The 17,290-nt window shown below is 53.7% G+C and carries 10 protein-coding genes and 1 pseudogene; all 11 read left to right on the top strand.

What is annotated here, in order from left to right; all coding sequences use genetic code 11:
* Positions 1 to 2 precede the first annotated feature (2 nt).
* Positions 3 to 953, top strand: coding sequence for a GDP-L-fucose synthase (locus U4Z31_RS27585; RefSeq protein WP_321811975.1), 951 nt, complete (start codon positions 3 to 5; stop codon positions 951 to 953).
* 23 nt (positions 954 to 976) lie between these two features.
* Positions 977 to 2,374 (top strand): oligosaccharide flippase family protein, encoded by a 1,398-nt coding sequence (locus U4Z31_RS27580; protein ID WP_321811974.1) that lies wholly within the window; start codon positions 977 to 979, stop codon positions 2,372 to 2,374.
* Between the two features lie 10 nt (positions 2,375 to 2,384).
* A complete protein-coding gene (locus U4Z31_RS27575; RefSeq protein ID WP_321811973.1) occupies positions 2,385 to 3,512 on the top strand; it encodes a glycosyltransferase family 4 protein in 1,128 nt (375 codons plus the stop codon).
* 9 nt (positions 3,513 to 3,521) lie between these two features.
* Positions 3,522 to 4,751, top strand: a complete 1,230-nt coding sequence (locus U4Z31_RS27570; RefSeq protein ID WP_321811972.1) for a hypothetical protein — start codon at positions 3,522 to 3,524, stop codon at positions 4,749 to 4,751.
* 46 nt (positions 4,752 to 4,797) lie between these two features.
* A complete protein-coding gene (locus U4Z31_RS27565; protein WP_321811971.1) occupies positions 4,798 to 5,955 on the top strand; it encodes a glycosyltransferase in 1,158 nt (385 codons plus the stop codon).
* An 89-nt stretch (positions 5,956 to 6,044) separates the two neighbouring features.
* Positions 6,045 to 7,193 carry a glycosyltransferase gene (locus tag U4Z31_RS27560; protein ID WP_321811970.1) on the top strand — a complete coding sequence of 383 codons (1,149 nt, stop codon included), beginning with the start codon at positions 6,045 to 6,047 and terminating at the stop codon, positions 7,191 to 7,193.
* A 735-nt stretch (positions 7,194 to 7,928) separates the two neighbouring features.
* A complete protein-coding gene (locus U4Z31_RS27555; RefSeq protein ID WP_321811969.1) occupies positions 7,929 to 8,771 on the top strand; it encodes a glycosyltransferase family 2 protein in 843 nt (280 codons plus the stop codon).
* 2,260 nt (positions 8,772 to 11,031) lie between these two features.
* The gene (locus U4Z31_RS27550) at positions 11,032 to 12,651 is read left to right on the top strand and encodes a glycosyl hydrolase family 28-related protein (RefSeq protein ID WP_321811968.1); all 1,620 of its coding nucleotides are present in this window, start codon (positions 11,032 to 11,034) and stop codon (positions 12,649 to 12,651) included.
* A 92-nt stretch (positions 12,652 to 12,743) separates the two neighbouring features.
* Positions 12,744 to 14,063 carry a hypothetical protein gene (locus U4Z31_RS27545; RefSeq protein ID WP_321811967.1) on the top strand — a complete coding sequence of 440 codons (1,320 nt, stop codon included), beginning with the start codon at positions 12,744 to 12,746 and terminating at the stop codon, positions 14,061 to 14,063.
* A gap of 406 nt (positions 14,064 to 14,469) precedes the next feature.
* Positions 14,470 to 15,537: a glycosyltransferase family 2 protein gene (locus U4Z31_RS27540; RefSeq protein ID WP_321811966.1), complete on the top strand. Its 1,068-nt coding sequence runs from the start codon at positions 14,470 to 14,472 to the stop codon at positions 15,535 to 15,537.
* Positions 15,538 to 15,996: 459 nt separating this feature from the next.
* Positions 15,997 to 16,563, top strand: a pseudogene (locus U4Z31_RS27535) (IS5/IS1182 family transposase); the annotation flags it as partial.
* Between the last annotated feature and the right edge of the window lie 727 nt (positions 16,564 to 17,290).

Raw genomic sequence — 17,290 nt, 5'->3', positions numbered from 1 at the left:
CCATGGACAAGGACACGCGAATTTTTGTCGCCGGACACCGTGGAATGGTGGGTTCGGCAGTGGTGCGTAATCTCGTGGCGAAGGGGTACCGGAACGTCGTGACGCGCAATCGGTCGGAGCTCGATCTGACAGATCAGGTTGCCGTGGAAGCCTTTTTTCGCGACGGTGGGATTGAGGTTGTCGTGCTCGCCGCTGCGAAGGTGGGCGGGATTCTGGCTAACGATACGTATCCGGCCGACTTCCTGTATCTGAACCTGATGATCGAAGCCAACGTGATTCACGCGGCTTATCGCGCAGGCGTTGAGCATCTGGTATTTCTCGGATCTTCATGTATTTATCCGCGCGAGTGCCCGCAACCGATCAAGGAAGAATATTTGTTGACCGGGCCGCTGGAAAAGACGAACGAGCCTTATGCGATCGCAAAGATTGCAGGTATCAAGCTGTGCGAATCGTATAACCGCCAGTACGGAACTAAATATCTGTCGCTTATGCCGACAAACCTCTACGGTCCGAACGACAACTACGATCTGAAAACGAGTCACGTGCTGCCGGCGCTGATACGCAAGGCGCACGAGGCAAAGCTGGAAGCGCAAGAAGGCCTCAAGGTCTGGGGCACGGGCCAAGTGCGTCGAGAATTCTTGCATGTCGACGACATGGCCGAGGCGACAGTCTTTGCTCTCGAAAAGGGCATCGATTCGGGCTTGTACAACGTCGGATGCGGATCGGACGTCACGATTGAAGAACTGGCACGCGGTGCGATGCGTGCGGTCGGCTTCGATGGCCGCATCGAGTTCGACCCGACGAAGCCGGATGGCACCCCCCGGAAGTTGCTGGACGTCAGCAGGCTGGCCGAACTTGGGTGGGCCGCAAAGATCGGACTGGACGAAGGGCTGGCTTCTACCTACCGGGATTTTCTGCAGCGTCATCAAGAGCAAATTGCAGAGCGAGCTTAGGCAGGTAGTCACGGCAAACCACGATGATACGATTTGACGAGAGCAGCGCGACCTGGGTGTTCGCGCAACAAGGTGTGTCGCGCCTGCTTGTGGCGTTCAAGTTCTTTCTGCTGGCACGGCTGTTGGGACCAGAATCGATCGGCTTGATCGCCGCAGCCCTGATGGCCCTGTCGATTGCAGAATCGTTGACCGAAATGGGATTGAGCCATGCGCTGATCCAGCAACGTGAGTTGCTGGATCAGCGCGGCCTCGACGCGCTGTGGACTGCAAACGCAGTGCGAGGCATGATCCTTTCGATTGTGTTGTTCGTGACTTCGGAACCGACTGCGCGATTGATGAACATCCCGGAGAGCACGACGCTGTTGCAGCTCGTTGCATTGGTACCTTTCGCAAGGTGCATGGCGAGCATGCGTGTCGCGATCGCCCAACGTGAGAGACGGTTTCGCACGGTTGCACTGTTGACGACGGCCTTCGTTGGCGTCGACTTTGTAATGTCCTGTGTTTCGGCATTTGTTTACCACGACGTGTTTTGGGTGCTTGCTGCGTTACCGATTGCCGAGATACTCAAGGCAATAGCGTCGCATTTGGTGTTTTCTACCCGACCACGACTGAACTTCGATACGGCACCGCTTCGCGAAGTTATGGGATTCGGCCGCTGGGTCTGGGCGAGCAGCTTGCTGTCGATGATCGTCAATCAACTCGACCGACTGATCACCGTGAAGGTATTCGGTGTGCAGACGCTCGGCCTGTACCAGACCGCGAGCCGGCTGGCGCAGTTTGGTGTAGCCGACTTCGGGATGGCACTCAGTCAATACCTGTTTCCGAATTTTGCGGAACTCGCCCGGAAAGATAAGAGTTATGCCGTCCGTTATGCGCTGGCGCTGTTCAGTCACCTCGGAACTATCGCGCTCGTTTTTGCGACATTTCTCTGTATGTCTGCACCGGAAATCATCGACATAGCGCTCGGCAGCAAGTGGAGCGGTGCTTTGCCGTTTTTCCGTGTTTTCGTTTACTTGATGGCGGCAGGTGTGTTGGTCGGATTGCTCACCGCATATCTGCGCGGAACTGGCAGGCCAAGTCGTGTGACATTTGCCACGTCGGTGCAGCTGGTGGTATTGATCGCGATATCGGCGATTGCTGCACCACTTTTCGGTGCGATTGGCGTTGCTGTGGCTTCGGCAACAGGGGTGTTTGTTTGCGGCGTGGTCATGCTTAGCACGGTACTTTCCGACGCGAGTGGCGAGTGGGAGCAGTTGATGCCTCTCGTCACCGGTGGCGTGCCCGCATCCGCATTGATCGTGATTGTCGGCCATCTACTTTCGGAGACCCCGTACCACACGGTCTTTCTCGGCGTGTTGAGCGCCGTCGCCATTATCCTGCCACTGAAAAAATTGCGCGTTGGCTTTTCGCTGCCGGCTTGAGGAAATGGTCATGCGCATTCTTCATATCGTCTTGACGCCACGACATTCCGGAGCGGAAGTGCTTGCGTGTAGCCTTGCCGAGGCGCATGCCGGAACCGGGGAGGTCACCGGCATTGCCGCGCTGAATCCTTGTGATCAGGAGTTCGAGCACATAATTAGGCCTCTCTCGGCTCGAGGCGTCTGGATCTCGAGCCCTGAGCGGTTGACCGGTCGCATCGAGCGGCTCCGTTTGGTTCGCAGCGCGTACCGGGAGTTCGCGCCCGACATCGTCGTAGCTCACTCCGTAATCCCGGCTGCGTATGCACGCGTGGTGGCGAAATTTCTGGGCGTCTCCGTACCTGTCGTAAGCGTGCTGCATTCCGCGAACAACGACGACTATGCGGGCGGCGTGTTTCGTGCGGCAGAGTATCTGTTACGTTTTTCTGCGTCTGCGATCGTCACCGTGACTGACGTAGCCCGAGACAATTACAGGAAACACTTCGGCAGCGTGCGCAGGCTCGAAACCATTCCGAACGGAACGCAGATAGATCGCTTCTGTTTCGATCCGGTCGAGCGGGACCGACTTCGCCAGACGTTTGGAGTTAGCGAAAAGCAGACCATCTTGCTCCAGGTCGGCCGCATCGTACCGGCAAAGGGCCAGTTGTCGAGCGTGCTGGCGTTGAAGTTGCTCGTCGACGCCGGCCATGATGTCGCGCTGTGGTTCGCCGGCCTGACGGAGAGCGAGCAATATCGCCAAGACGTAGTAGACAAGATTGCGGAACTGAATCTGGATCGGCATGTTGTGTGGCTGGGTGGCCGGTCCGACGTTCCGTCGCTTCTGTCGGCGGCAGATGTCTATCTGATGCCCTCACTGCGCGAAGCGCATAGTGTCGCGATGATCGAGGCGCTCGCGAGCAGCGTGCCAGTCGTGGCATCGGATATTGATGTGTTTGCGAAGGTGAGCGGATTTGACGGCGTCCTATGCGTCCCCGTGTCGCAAAGTGCTCGCTATGCTGAGGCGATCGAGAGATTCGTTACACAGCGAATTCGGTGTGCGCGCGACCTGAACGCCTTTTCCGTCAAACGGGTAGCCGAACGGTATCTCGATCTCTTCAAGCAAATCTTGGTGCGTGACCGTCTCAAGACGGAACGAACGTAGGGGAACGGAATGACGACGTTGATGATCGTCGAACCGGTAGCGACCGGCCATCGTATGGTGCTGTACGTGCGCTTGATCGTTACTGAGGCACTCAGCCGTGGGTTGACGGTTATATTGCTGACCACCACTGAAGCCACTAGTCACGATGCATGCAAGTCGGTGCTGGCTGAGTTCGGCGACCGCTTGAAGGTCGCGACGATGCCAGATCTGCCGCGCGGCGGGAGGAGTCGCTTCGAGTTGTTCCGTTCGCAATATCGTTGGATTCGCGCGTTTCAGGCGGGCTTCCGCGCGGTATCGCGGCACGAACGAATCGACTTCGTTTACATCCCGTACTTCAACTACATAGACAAGGTTATCGGATACTACGGATCGCCCTTCGATGGCGTTCCATTTGGGGGCATGATGGTAGCTGCGAAGTTCCATCATGCCCGATGCGGGATTGTTGGTTTGCGGGGGAAGCAGGACGCAATCAACGAGTTGCTTTTCCGCCTCGCGCTGCGGGTCCGTAATCTCGCTCTGCTTACTTCAATTGACGAGCCGCTGACCGAGTTCGTCAACCGGTCGATAAGGAGGCGTATCAAAAAGGTGCGCTACGTGCCCGACGTATCGACCATCCGTCGACCGGCGGAACGAAGCAGTGCGCGTTCAGCTTATGGTTTCTTGCCGTCCGATTTTGTCATTTTGCTATACGGATCGATTGCTCGACGCAAGGGGCTCGGGAAAATTTTGAGCCTGTTTTCGGCTGCTGATTTGCCGGCAAACTTTCGCTTGTTGTTGGTCGGCTCGCAAGACGAGGAGGCTAAGCGAATGATCGAAGCGTTTTTTGTGCAGCATCCGAAAAGAAGAAAGCAACTGCATATCGTAGATCACTTCGTGACAGACATGGAGGAAGGGCAGTCATTCGCATGTGCAGACATAGTCTGGCTTTGTTATGAAGACTTCAGCGGCATGAGCGGTGTGCTCATTCAATCCGCGCAGGCCGGCGTCCCTGTCGTCACGGCTGGCTACGGCTTGATTGAGCGATATCGGGAGAAACATGCCCTCGGCATCCGTTGGCAGGACATCGTCGATGCAGGTGGCGAAGAAATACGCTTCAACTGGACCCACCTGGTCGAATCGGCCTGCGCGATAGGTGGTGCACCTCGGCTACGCGGATTCGCGGAACAGCACACACCGCAAGCATTCGGACGTAACGTCGTCGATGCAATCGTCGCTGCAAGGAATGGGAGCGACGCTTAACCCCACGTACGTGCTTCATGGGTTTTCGTGATATTTAGGTGATTGGATGAGTGCCCCTGATAAATCTACGCCGAGCTGTGATAACTGGAGGGCAGATAATGCATCTAGATCAAAGGGTGTCATTTTCTACGTGCAGCCCTTGATTGCGAAATATCGGATCGAAGTAATTTCTTCGCTAGGCGAAATCTTCAGCGTGAAAATTTTTGCAAATACCTTTGGTATCGAGTCACGTGGGTTTTCACGCGAGCGACCGATTTGCAGTGAATTTGTGGAAACGCCGATTTCACGGATTTTCGGAAACAGAATCAGCATGCAAGCGAAGGTCTTCGGGCGAATCGTCCGCGAGCGTCCCGTAGCGGTATTGATGTTTGCTGACGTGACCTATTTTTCAATGTGGCTCGCGTTGCTCGCGGGACGGATGCTCCGAGTGCCGATCGTGATCCATGGCCAAGGTCTTTATCGCTATCAGAAGCCCGGCTTGGCCCGGGTGCTGTGCTATCGGATTGCAACGGCTTTGTCTGCGAAATACGTTTGCTATACGGACGCATCGAAACGTTCGCTCGAGAGAATTGGTTGTGCGTCATCGAAACTGACTGTTGCTTCCAATTCTCTTTCGATCTCAAAGACGATTCATCCAGAAACGAAAACCGGTACTGAAAGTGGAGTGTTGTTCATTGGACGACTTCGCGACGGATCGAATATCGAAAGCCTGATAGAAGCTGTCGAGGTAGTGAGGCGTGACGGTGACGCGATAACGCTACATGTGGTGGGTGGTGGTGAACACCTCGAAAGGTTGAAGCAGGCTTATGCATCAAGCTGTCACATCATATGGTACGGTCCGATTTTCGACGATGACGATATCGCGTCGGTTAGTCGGAAATGCCGAATCGGTTGCTATCCCGGTGCCGCGGGGTTGAGTGTTGTACATATGTTCGGACTGAGTTTGCCTCCGCTTGTACATGATCGACTCCCGAAGCATATGGGTCCCGAGCCCGAATATGTCGAGCACCTCAAGACAGGTTTTCTCTATTCATGGGATGGCGGGGCTGACGCATTGTCCGATACACTGAAATATGTCTGGAGCTTGCAACCGGAGGAGTTGCGTGAAATTGCGTCGCACGCGTTTTTGAAATACCAGCATCTGAATACGCCGTCTCTGGGAACACGGTTGGCACATATCGTTGATCAGGTGATTCGTCGATAACGCTCGGAATTTGTTTGGAGTGTATTTTTTGGGGTCGTCATCGAAATCCATATTTGTCATCAGATTTTTATCGCGGATCACACACATTCATGAAAATTCTGCATATTCTTACGACAGTTGACCCGGAGACGGGTGGTCCAATTGAAAGTGTGCGACAGAGCGGTATTGAAATGATGTCCCGCGGCCATCGGGTCGAGGTAGCGTGTTTCGATGCGCCCGATGCCCCATTTCTATCGGCATTTCCGTTGCCTACGCATGCGCTGGGCCCTGCGCGCCACACTTTTTCCTACACTCCCAGATTTGTCCCGTGGCTAAGAAAGCATGCGCAGCAATTCGATGCGGTCATCATTAACGGGTTATGGCAGTTCCACGGTTTGGGTACATGGAAGGTGTTGCGTGAACTGAACGTGCCGTATTATGTTTTTCCTCACGGTATGCTCGATCCATGGTTCAAACGTACCTATCCACTCAAACATCTAAAAAAATGGCTTTATTGGGCATGGGCGGAGTATCGTGTACTACGCGACGCTCGAGCTGTATTGTTCACAGCGGAGGAAGAACGGCGTCTCGCGCGCGAGTCATTTTGGCTGTATCGCGCCAACGAACGGGTTGTATCGTTTGGGACCAGTGCACCTCCTGCAGACAAGACAGATCTGCGGAAGGCTTTTTTGCAAGCGTATCCGGAGCTTCGTCACAAACGAATCATTTTGTTTCTTGGGCGCATTCACACGAAAAAGGGATGTGACTTGCTCATCAACGCCTTCGCAAAAGTTGCAGACATCGAGGCGAGTGCTCATGTGGTCGTTGCTGGACCCGATTCCAGCGGATGGTTGATGACGCTAAAACAGCTTGCTGATGATTTGAAAATTGGTAATCGGATCACTTGGCCCGGAATGCTAAACGGTGATTTGAAATGGGGCGCTTTTTATGCCAGCGATGCGTTCATTTTGCCTTCTCACCAGGAGAACTTCGGCATTGCTGTGGCCGAAGCGCTTGGGTGTGGTCTTCCGGTATTGATTACCGACAAGGTCAATATCTGGCGCGAGGTCCATAACGACGGGGCTGGATTGGTCGGAAGCGATACGATTGAGGGAACTGAGCAAATGCTTCGCATTTGGCTTGATCTAGACTCGTCGTCGCGCGAAAAAATGCGGGAGAAAGCTTCCGAGACGTTCAGGAAACGATTCGCAGTGCAAGCGATGGTGAGCGATCTGGTGGCCGTGTTGCAGGAGAGGTAGTGGAATAGTGTTTATTTTTTTGAATGGAAGCGTTGCATAGGTCTTATTTGTCTGCAGGTTATGCGCCACGCTGCGTGCAGTGCAGAGGCGCATCATACATCGCTGTTTGCAGAACGACTCGCGTTGACATGCACGGGTGCAAATTTTATATGTAAATCGGCAATCTTCGTGTGCCTGGGAATGCATCTATGATAATTGATGAGAATGATCCATTTACCGAGCCCAGCTTTAGTTTCGGAAACAGGTTGCGACGGCAAATATGGAATTTAACATATGTTGTTTTTTTCAGATTAAGTCCTCGGTCTTGTCACGGATGGCGTGCATTTTTATTAAGAATGTTTGGTGCAAAATTGGGGAGCCATGTGCACGTCTATCCGAATGCACACATTTGGGCACCATGGAATCTTGAGATTGGTAGTCACGTAGGAATTGCCGACGGGGTCACGATATACAACATGGACTCGATCCGAATAGGTGACTATTGTGTGATTTCGCAGGGTGCACACCTCTGCGGAGGCTCCCACGACTTTAACTTAGCGAACTTTCAACTCGTAGTCGCGCCGATCGTTCTGCAGCCGCGCGTTTGGGTTTGTGCGGAGGCTTTTATCGCGTCCGGCGTTACGATTCCACGGGGTGCTGTGATCGGCGCGCGTTCAGTAGTGACGCGCAGTCTTCCCGATGCTTGGGCAGTCTATGCCGGCGTGCCAGCCAGGAAAATCGGTGAGCGGACCAAACATGAAAAATAATTCAGCGGGTATTTCTATACTCATTCTTACGAAGAATGAAGAGCAGGACCTGCCTGGCTGCTTGGAAAGCGTGGCGTGGTCAGACGATATTCACGTCTATGACTCGATGAGTACGGACGCAACTGTAGAGATTGCGCAAGCGTTTGGTGCCAAAGTGACTCAGCGCCCCTTTGATGACTGGGCCAGCCATCAGAACTGGGGACTGGTCAACATTCCGTTCAAGCACCGATGGGTCTTCTATATAGACGCGGACGAGCGAATGACGTCTTCATTGATCGAGAGCGCGTCGCGAGCAGTCAAGGTAGCTACGGACGAGGTCGCGTTCAGTATTCAGCGTCGGGATTTTTTTATGGGGACTTGGCTGAGGCACGTGCAAACATCTCCTTATTACTTGAGGCTGTTTCGCCCGGAAAAGATGCGTTACGAAAGGTTGGTGAATCCTGTTTCGATTCCGGATGGGCCGACTGCGCGTATCACTGGATATCTCGACCATTTTCCCTTCTCGAAAGGATTGCATCATTGGGTCGCGAGGCACAATAATTACAGTGACCTAGAGGCTAAGCAGATTGTTGAAAATCGACGTGGATATTCTGATTTTAGTGTTGTTAAGGCAATTTCCGCGAAAAATTTCCATGAACGTCGTTTCCATCAGAAGGAAATATTTTATAGGTTGCCGATGCGACCACTTGTTAAATTCATTATTCTTTATTTTGGAAAGCGAGGTTTTTTGGACGGAAAAGCGGGGTTTACATATGCAACTCTCCAGTCAATATATGAGTATCTCATTGCGTTGAAAACGGATCAGTTCGGCAAGCAAGATGGAAAAAATTGAATCAGAAACAGCTGAGATGGAATTCGAGCGGCTTGGGCGGCGGAGCGCTGGACGGTTAAAGATCCGATCACGAGCGCGAGAGCTCGCGAGAATCGTATGGACGCGAGCATGTGCGCAGCCATCGATCGCTGATAAGGTTTCGTTTCACTTGCTGATCCCGTTCGTCGTGAGTTAGACCAGCGGCTACGTAGATTCATGCAGTCAACGCTCTTCACGGTTCCCATTCAATTCGAGTCCGACTTACGGTGGCCAGTATCGCCAGCGACACACCGATCACACCGATTCTGTTAGTCGCGTGATGCGAAAAACATTGGATTTGGAAATTTTCAATCCATTGAGGGGTGGCCGGTGGTGAGGCGTTGCTATACGCGGCGTAACGTGCCGGCTGGCGGATATGGCCAATATCGTGGCGGATTGGTGAGAGGCAACTCATGCATGATGTATAAAGTGTTGGTGATCCATTCTCGGCGGTATGATCTTGCCGATCGTGTATTTGCACTATCGGTAGTGGCGAAAATTTGATTTCCCCGCATGCTGTTGATTCATGTGATTAATTATTGCCGATTGATATACCGGTGGATTTTTTCCAGATCGTCTTATGGATGCTCCGCGCGTGAAAAAAAATGCCTCTCTCGTATTGTTAACGCCGGTAGTTGCCATCTTCGTCAGCGGCTCAGCTAACGGAGCAGGCGCAACGGGTAACGTTAAGACCGCTTTCGGTCAATGGCATTCGTCGCAATCGAATTCACGGTCGTTTTCGCACCGGACGTTTGAAAGCTCACAGGGCTTAGGAATGTCTGCCGGCGCTGTGTCTTCGGATCGTTCGGGAGCGTTGGCGAATGGTAATCAAGGACGGAGCGTAGGACGGTCGCAAGACGGAATTGGGGGACGCCTGCTCGGTGGGCCGAGTACCTACGAAGATGGCTATCAGGCGAGTCTGGAAAGTGGTTGGGGAGCGGGGGAAAGCTACGTGTTCACGCCGGAAGAGCGGCTCGTATTGCCCGAAACCGCTGGCCGCACGGGAGGCTCGTCGCTGCGCACCGGTGTTTCTAGGGGGGCAAGCACCAAGTCGTCGGCGGGGAAGCAATTGAAGTCAGGCAGTCGTTCCGGAAGCTTTGGAATAGCATCGCCGCGCACGGAATCGTCGGCGACGCCGCGTTATAACCCGTTCAGCGAACCGAGCAGTCTAGAGGCCGCGGGGCGGATCTATCGATCCCCTTGGTGAAGGGTGGACAGGCAGTCCCCGTCGGAGCCCGACGGAGGCGGGTGGAAAGTTACCAGCTAGAAGAATAGAGAATCGAGTGTCGAAGAGGCAATCCTCCGAAGCGTTCAGGCAGAAGAAGGTCGGGCTTGCTGAAGTCATAGAGCAACACGCGACCCGAAGTCGGGGTTACCGATTGCGACACAGGGGAACTGGAGGCGGTGCCGTCGGCCGCAAAATCACCGCGACATTTCCTGGCGTGAAGGTAAGCCCATCGTCCAGATGCGCTGTCAGCGATTTGTCCGCATAAGGAGTTGGCCAGCGCGAATTTGGACATCGAGATCCATCGAAAGGCATAGGCGTACTTCGCGAAGGGGCTCGATGAAGTATGTGTGGTTCGGTCAGCATCGCTACAGCGTCAGCCGACTTTGCTGGGTTGTGGCTATTGTCAGTGGCGCGGTCGGCCCCAAGGCGGCGAACTGAGCCAATGCAGCGCTGGGTTCCGAGATCGCCGCTGTCCTCTGCGGGAGGAAGTTGCATACTCGGGGCCGTGCGTCCGAAGGCCGAGCGCGTGATCGGAGCTTGCAACGAAAGGCCCTGCCTAGCCTGCAAGTGTCCGTATCGGGTGACCATAGATTCGACGCGCTGCCTGCTGTTGGCGCCAAAATCCGCGGGATCGTTGCGGGTTCGGCGCGTATTGCGCGAGCACGGCCGTGTGATGGTTCGATGCCAGTGACTGGTACGGCGCGTGCGGTGCGGTCGAAGCACCGGACAGTGGGCGGTCGCAATTGGCGAGGACCGGTGGCCGCGTACCACCCGGCCTGACGAAACAGCACGCCGAGAACCGCGCTCTGCAAGACGCGGCTGTAGCGATGAGATGGCGCTTCAAGATTGTGACTTCGGGTTGTGGTGGCCGAATGTATTTAGAACGTTCGGGTTGCGACATACTGCACGGCATCACTGCTGACTGTCGGTGATGGGCTGCGGTGGTCAAATAGCAGCCGCATCGGTCGCATCCGTGAGTTCACCAGTTGGCATGCGGCGGATTAGGACGATGATTTGGCGGATATTTACAAATTCGAGCATGCCGATCTGCGCGATACTCGACCGGGTTCCATCATTGCTGCTGCCGGCGGCATGCACGAGCTATCGAGAACCGCGGGAGGGATATCAGTGGATCACGAGCGTCGTACAGCACTCGCCAAGATGATCGCAGGCTCGGTCGGATTAACGTATCTGGATCGCATTCACGCCACGTCGGTGACGCCCCAAAGCACGAGCGTTCGTTCCGATATCGAATTGCTCGCGGCCGATCACTTCAATGCAAAGAGTTTCGGCGCGCGAGGCGATGGCAGCACGGATGATACAGTCGCCCTTCAGAATTGGATTAACTTTCTCGTTGCGAACCAGAAACGTGGCCTGCTTGTTGCCGGCACGTATCTGATATCCCGTCCGTTGAACGTGCCGTCGGGAAATCAATGGGCAATCACTGGGGACAACGCCGGTAGCACCCGCATAGTTCAAGTCTCTGACAACGTCCCGATATTGAACATCGGATCAACGGGCAGCAAGCCGCTTATACACAGCTGGCGAATATCGGACATTGAGTTTGATTACGCGAACATCCAACCCGCGTCGAATGAAAACGCCAATCCAATCATATTTTCTCAGATGGTTTTCGAGTTCTCGCTGTTGCGCCTTCGCTTTATCAATGGTTCATATGCAATCAAGGTGAAGCCTGGTGTTGGTGGCCCTTGGGGAGGCGTGTGGGATGAGCTCGTTTTCGGAAACGGTCTAACTGCTGGCGCGATGAAGTGGGCAGGATGTTTAAATGGTGTTCCAAACAACAAATGGGGCCGGTTTTTCGTAGATTGTAAGAACATGGTCGGCCCAGTATTCATGAATATTCGGGGTTACAATTGGGTAATCGACACGATCGAATTCGTTGCCGCACAACAGGGTGCCACTCTGTTTTCAATAGATCCTGGTAGCATGTGTACAATAGGAGCTGTGAAGCTAGAAAATGGCACGTATAGGCATCCGACTAATTTAGTAAGCATTGGGCCAGGTGCGCACGTTCAAATTTCACAGTTCAGCATCAGCGGAAACGCAATGGTGCTCAATCCGACCTTTGGTACTCTAACGCTCTTTGCGACGAGCGTAGGCGGCCCAACCGGTTCTTTTGAGATCGATACGCTCGTCGCAAGCGCAACCGAGTTCGGCGGCAACGTGTTTGTAATAAGTGGCTTGCGAGGGCCATTGAGAATGCGCAACCTTGTATTCGACAAAAATCCATGGAAAATTTGCGATAACGGTTCAACGGCAACGGGCGATACGCTTACCATTGATCAATATAAGAATGATCGTGTTTCAAGTAATATCGGAGACAAAAATTACTCAGTTCAACTGGGGGTGCCCAATATATTATCGTTCGAGAGCAAATTCTCGATGCCTCGCTTTCTCGATTTACCGGCAGAAAACAACTCGATGTTTAGCGGCCTCTATTACGAAATACGTCTTTATGGTTCGGTGAATGGAGAGAATACGCTCACGATCAGGTGTGCTGGCATGACAAAATTCGTGGCAAAAACCGACAAAGTGGCGATACGATTTTCTTGGCGTAGGGCGTCGACATCGACCGCTAGTTGGATAATGACGGCGTACCAGCCGCTTCCGTAGCACAAAACGTCGAGGCAACGAATTAGTTTCCGCGACCGAATTGCAACCTCGCTGAGGAAAAGATGCAGGCGAGATATATAACGATCCTGATAATGCTTCTTGTCGTGCCATTGGCATTCGACTACAAGGCCGACGTAGATGGCCAGGGCCATGCGATTCAGTATGCACTTGTCGCGCCGGCTCTATTGAGTGGTATTTTATTGGCGCTTATTGGGCCACGATTCAAATATCGTTCAAAGCTGAGACGAATTGTTTCTCTATCGATATTGCTAACGATAGTTGGAAGTATTGTGCCGTACATCATCCAGGGTAATGATGCGGACAAGTACCTGCGCGCAGTATTTCCTTCTCTGCTGTTCGGTATTGGATATGCTGTCGGATGCCATCCATGGAGCGAGAATAGAGCGCATGCATTCGAGAAGTGGTTGTTTTATAGCATGGCACTGTCGAGCATTGGAAGCGTCATCACTGGCTTTGCGAACGGTGGTACGATTGACGATGTGAGATATCATATTGTCTCGCCCACTCTGCTCGGTTTTCAGGGGTATTTGCTCTACAGAATAGTCGTGCTACGTCATCGCACACCCTTGGTCCTTGCATTTTTCGCTTTAACGCTTGGCATTGAGTTGTTCAGTGTCACGCGTAGCTTGCTTATTGGTACGATTCTTCTATTTTTCCTTGCAGCATGGATTTCAGCGTCGGACGCTACGAAGTTCGTTTCGTCGACCATTCGCACGTCGGCAGTTGCCGTTGCGTCATTCGTATTAATCGCAAGCGTGTCGACATTGCTGTTTCCATCTGTTCTCGACCATTGGTCCCAGCGAATTTTCTATGCCCAGACTACGGGGGGCGGGAAAGACCCGACGACATTATCGAGACTTGCCGAACTTCAGAATCAGTATGATCAAGTGACGTCTGACGCACCATCTTTGCTTTTCGGAAAAGGGTACGGTCATAAATTCTGGTATGCCGAAGAATATATCCAGCAATTGCTCGCCTTCGCGCCACGTGATGCCCTAGAGTCGCAGGAAGGCTGGTCCGCAGGACATAATTTTTGGGTTTACCAGTTCTTTGTCGGTGGAATATTTTTTGGGGTAGCGCTACCTGCTTCACTTTTATATGCATTGTATCGATGCACTGCTATGTATCGACGCGCAAAGCCGGATGAAAAACAATTGCCGTACTTCCGGGAAATGGGTAAATATTTGATGATTACTTCCGGAATGGTCGTGACAACAATCGGTGGAAATCCCCTGGGTCCGCGCTATAGTGGTCTGATTTATGGGATCGCGTTGGGGGTATTAATCGCCGCTTATTCTCGCCTAGTCTCGCTGAGACGTATCAATAACATCCAGCGCACGTCGTCAAATCGATTAATCGAAGTGAGGGCGTTGTCCCAATTGCAGCGATAGACAGAACCGCACTGAGGCTATCAAGCATTCGTTGGTACCGGACAATCGTATAGTGAGTGTCGATCGTTCTCGAGAGTGTCGTCATGGCTCCTTGGGCTGACGTTTCAGCGCATACGCGATCGATCGCCTGTTTTTGGTCGAGGTCATTTTTCTCGAGTCAGCCGCCTGAAAGACCTTGACATTTTGCGATTGTGGAGAGAGGCAGCGACGCGTGCATACGGTTGCCGTTACGGAACGCATGGCCGCAACGACCGCAGGTCTCGTCGTTTTCCTCCAATCTTTTGGCAGATTTCGCCAAAACGGTGGGAGCATACTCCGTCATACTCCTGCGCGGTGAGTTAAGACGGGAGAAGTCAAAGCACAAGTAGTTGGACGATATTGCCAACCACAATCGCATCGATCGAGCATGAAAGAACCTATTCCGAGCAGCTTCGCAGTGGTCTACACGGTAAAGAACGAATGGCGTTTGCTCAAATATTCGATCCCGTACCTGCTTGCGGCTGGGGCTGCGAAGATATATGTATTCTTCGATGGCACGACCGACGAGGCTATATTGGAATTAGCAAAGTATGAAAACGTGGCGACGCGGACAACTGTTCGGGCGTTGACGATCGAGGATCCTCCGGAGTGGATAAAGCAGATCGAAGTTAACGAGGCGGAGCAGATGGATTTTCGAAAGAGAATAAATATGCTTTATGCCGCATCGTTGGCCAACGACGATGGGATTGAATGGGTGTGCAGCATCGATGCCGATGAAATGCTTGTTCCGGGCGATGGTTTTTCGAGTATTTCAGAATTATTGGCCTCAGTCGGCTCTGATGTTGATCAAATATTGATGCCAAACATAGAATTATTGCCGACACCTTCGACGGGAGAGAACATCTTCAAGTCGCAGACTGTTTTTATTCAGAGGAAGGATCGATTGCAGAATTTATGGCGTGTCGTGAACGCGCTGTTGGGAAAACTGCGTGTTGGTCCCAAGAAATTATCGCTGCTGGAGCACTACTTCTATAAAGTGGCCTTGCTTGGGCGTTTTCCGCCGACACCCGTCAATCCCATGACTGGTGAGAAAGTGCATCGGGGTTTATATCTGGGATATAATAATCATAAGGCGTTTATGCGCGCGAGTCGCGCAAGATTATTCAATTTTAATATTCATAAGTGGATCAAAATTGATCGCCGGCCAAAAACCGTGGTCGGAGGTCAGGTGCTGCACTACGACCTTCCGGACGCTGAATACTTTCTCTGCAAATTCGGCCAGCGCCCATCCAATATGCATCGCAAGGTCTTCTATACCCGCTACCAGTTGGGGATGATCTCGTGCGAAGCGCCGAACGACGTAGCCCGGCTTTTTTTTGACGAACAGATTCGAGTGGCCGATAAGGATCGCGTGGAATCGCTGATTAAGTCCGGAATTGCAGTCGAAGTGCGGACGGTGGCTGACTTCTTTGTGAGTCGTGGAGCGGCTCTCTAACCGTCTATGACATCTCGGCGAGTCCGCGCCCATCCAACCTGCAGCACAGGAGCGGCGTGTCGCTCGGCAAGGCACTTGACAACAGGTGCGCATGGCCGTTCGCGGCTGATCAGTCGGTGGTGACTTGAGTGTATGCGGAGTTACTCGCATCGCCGGCGATGACGAGTTTTTCTCTGCTCTACAGGGTGTTTCCGATTGGAGAGATCGGCATACCGACGCCTAACCTCGATTGAAAAGCGAAGTCTTTCGTAAGCGGCCGGCCAACCCGTCTTGAGTTTGGCCGAGGCGCTTGGGGGTATCGTGTCCACTGAACGAGTCCGACCTGAACAATCAGGAACGGCTTGAACAGCAAGGCTGCGATGCCGAAATGACGTTGCCGTATTCGCAAGGTGTCGGCATATTGGAGCAAGTTTCCTGCAAATTTCGACGAGGATTGGATGGGGCCGAAGACGCTGGGGCGCGGCACTGGAAGATCTGGTTTGCAGCATGAAGCGGATTCTGTCGCAGAAAACGAAGGACAAGAACAAGCTCTATGCCTTGCATGTGTCCGAAGTGGAATGCATCTCGAAAAGCAAGGCGCGCCGGCCCTACAAATTCGGCGTGAAGGTATCGATCACGACGACGCACCGAGAGGGCTTGATGATAGGCGCGCACTCGATGCGGGGCAATCCGTACGACGGGCACACGTTGGCCAAAGCTCAGGAGCAGGCGGCGACCCTGAGCGACGTGAGTCCGGAGATTGCGGTCGTCGATCGAGGCTACAAGGGTGTTGCCGTCGATGGTGTGAGGACCTATCACCCGGGCTTGCGACGCGGGATCACGCGCCGGCTGCGGGTGATGATCAAGCTGCGCAGCGCGATCGAACCGGCGATCGGCCATATGAAGGCCGGCGGCAAGCTCGACCGAAACTGGCTCAAGGGCGCACTTGGTGACGCGACTCATGCCGTACTGTGCGGCGCGGGCCATAACCTGCGGATTCGTGCGATCTTGCGCGAACGGGAAATGGCCTCACCAGCGATGGCATGACGTCACCGCCGAGAAAACGAATTGTTCAGGTCCGACTCAATACTGGCCGAATTCACAACGAGGTTGGCAACCCCCTGTCCCGTCAGCCAGCGGTGCAGCCAGAAGCCGTCGCGGCCAGCTTCATAAACAGCTATAGACCGGTGCGTCAGCGCCGAATTGGCAGCGCGTCCGCGCGTTCGAGACGGCGATGAGGACGGCCGCTGTATCCCCAGCGGCGACTGCGTAGCGGCTAGGCGCGCCCCGGGCATCACCCTGTGAAAGCTTCGAGCTCTTCTCGCCCAGTTCGCAAGCCATGTACAGCCGGTCAACCGCTGTCGTATTCTGCCCATGGAGGGTCGTGTCAGACGCGTCCAGTTGCGTGCTCCTTCGGAGAAAGCGCGTGTGCAAATCCCGTTGTACTCCAATCGGGCTTACTGCCGTTGTCCTCCCACATAGCATGTAGGCGAAGCGAGGGCGATGATCCGGTGCCCCCTTCCGTTACCCAGGCGGGACGATGTCAAGGTAGCGCCGCGGGGAAGCCGGATATGGGTTGCGCATGCTGGATGCGCGACCGGCGGCGGAGATGAGGCGGAGCGTTCGTGAGGCCACAGTGGATCAGAAAGCGAGCCCTTGGCCGGAAATGAGAAGACCTCGACGTTACGCAGCGGATGACGCCTAGCTAATGTCCGAAGAACCACATGGCGACAGCGCTACCCTTTGGGGCGCAGTCGCATCGTGCGCCGAATTC

The sequence above is a fragment of the Burkholderia sp. BCC1985 genome, assembly GCF_905339915.1.
GTDB lineage: Bacteria > Pseudomonadota > Gammaproteobacteria > Burkholderiales > Burkholderiaceae > Burkholderia.
The sequence above is the reverse complement of the archived record's forward strand: the minus strand, read 5'-3'. Positions and strand labels throughout refer to the sequence as shown.

Excerpts from the sequence above, each read along its gene's own strand:
- U4Z31_RS27580 (WP_321811974.1), top strand. The coding sequence starts at position 977 with ATGATACGATTTGACGAGAGCAGCGCGACCTGGGTGTTCGCGCAACAA.
- U4Z31_RS27565 (WP_321811971.1), top strand. The coding sequence starts at position 4,798 with ATGAGTGCCCCTGATAAATCTACGCCGAGCTGTGATAACTGGAGGGCA.
- U4Z31_RS27555 (WP_321811969.1), top strand. The coding sequence starts at position 7,929 with ATGAAAAATAATTCAGCGGGTATTTCTATACTCATTCTTACGAAGAAT.
- U4Z31_RS27585 (WP_321811975.1), top strand. The coding sequence starts at position 3 with ATGGACAAGGACACGCGAATTTTTGTCGCCGGACACCGTGGAATGGTG.
- U4Z31_RS27545 (WP_321811967.1), top strand. The coding sequence starts at position 12,744 with ATGCTTCTTGTCGTGCCATTGGCATTCGACTACAAGGCCGACGTAGAT.
- U4Z31_RS27575 (WP_321811973.1), top strand. The coding sequence starts at position 2,385 with ATGCGCATTCTTCATATCGTCTTGACGCCACGACATTCCGGAGCGGAA.
- U4Z31_RS27560 (WP_321811970.1), top strand. The coding sequence starts at position 6,045 with ATGAAAATTCTGCATATTCTTACGACAGTTGACCCGGAGACGGGTGGT.
- U4Z31_RS27570 (WP_321811972.1), top strand. The coding sequence starts at position 3,522 with ATGACGACGTTGATGATCGTCGAACCGGTAGCGACCGGCCATCGTATG.
- U4Z31_RS27540 (WP_321811966.1), top strand. The coding sequence starts at position 14,470 with ATGAAAGAACCTATTCCGAGCAGCTTCGCAGTGGTCTACACGGTAAAG.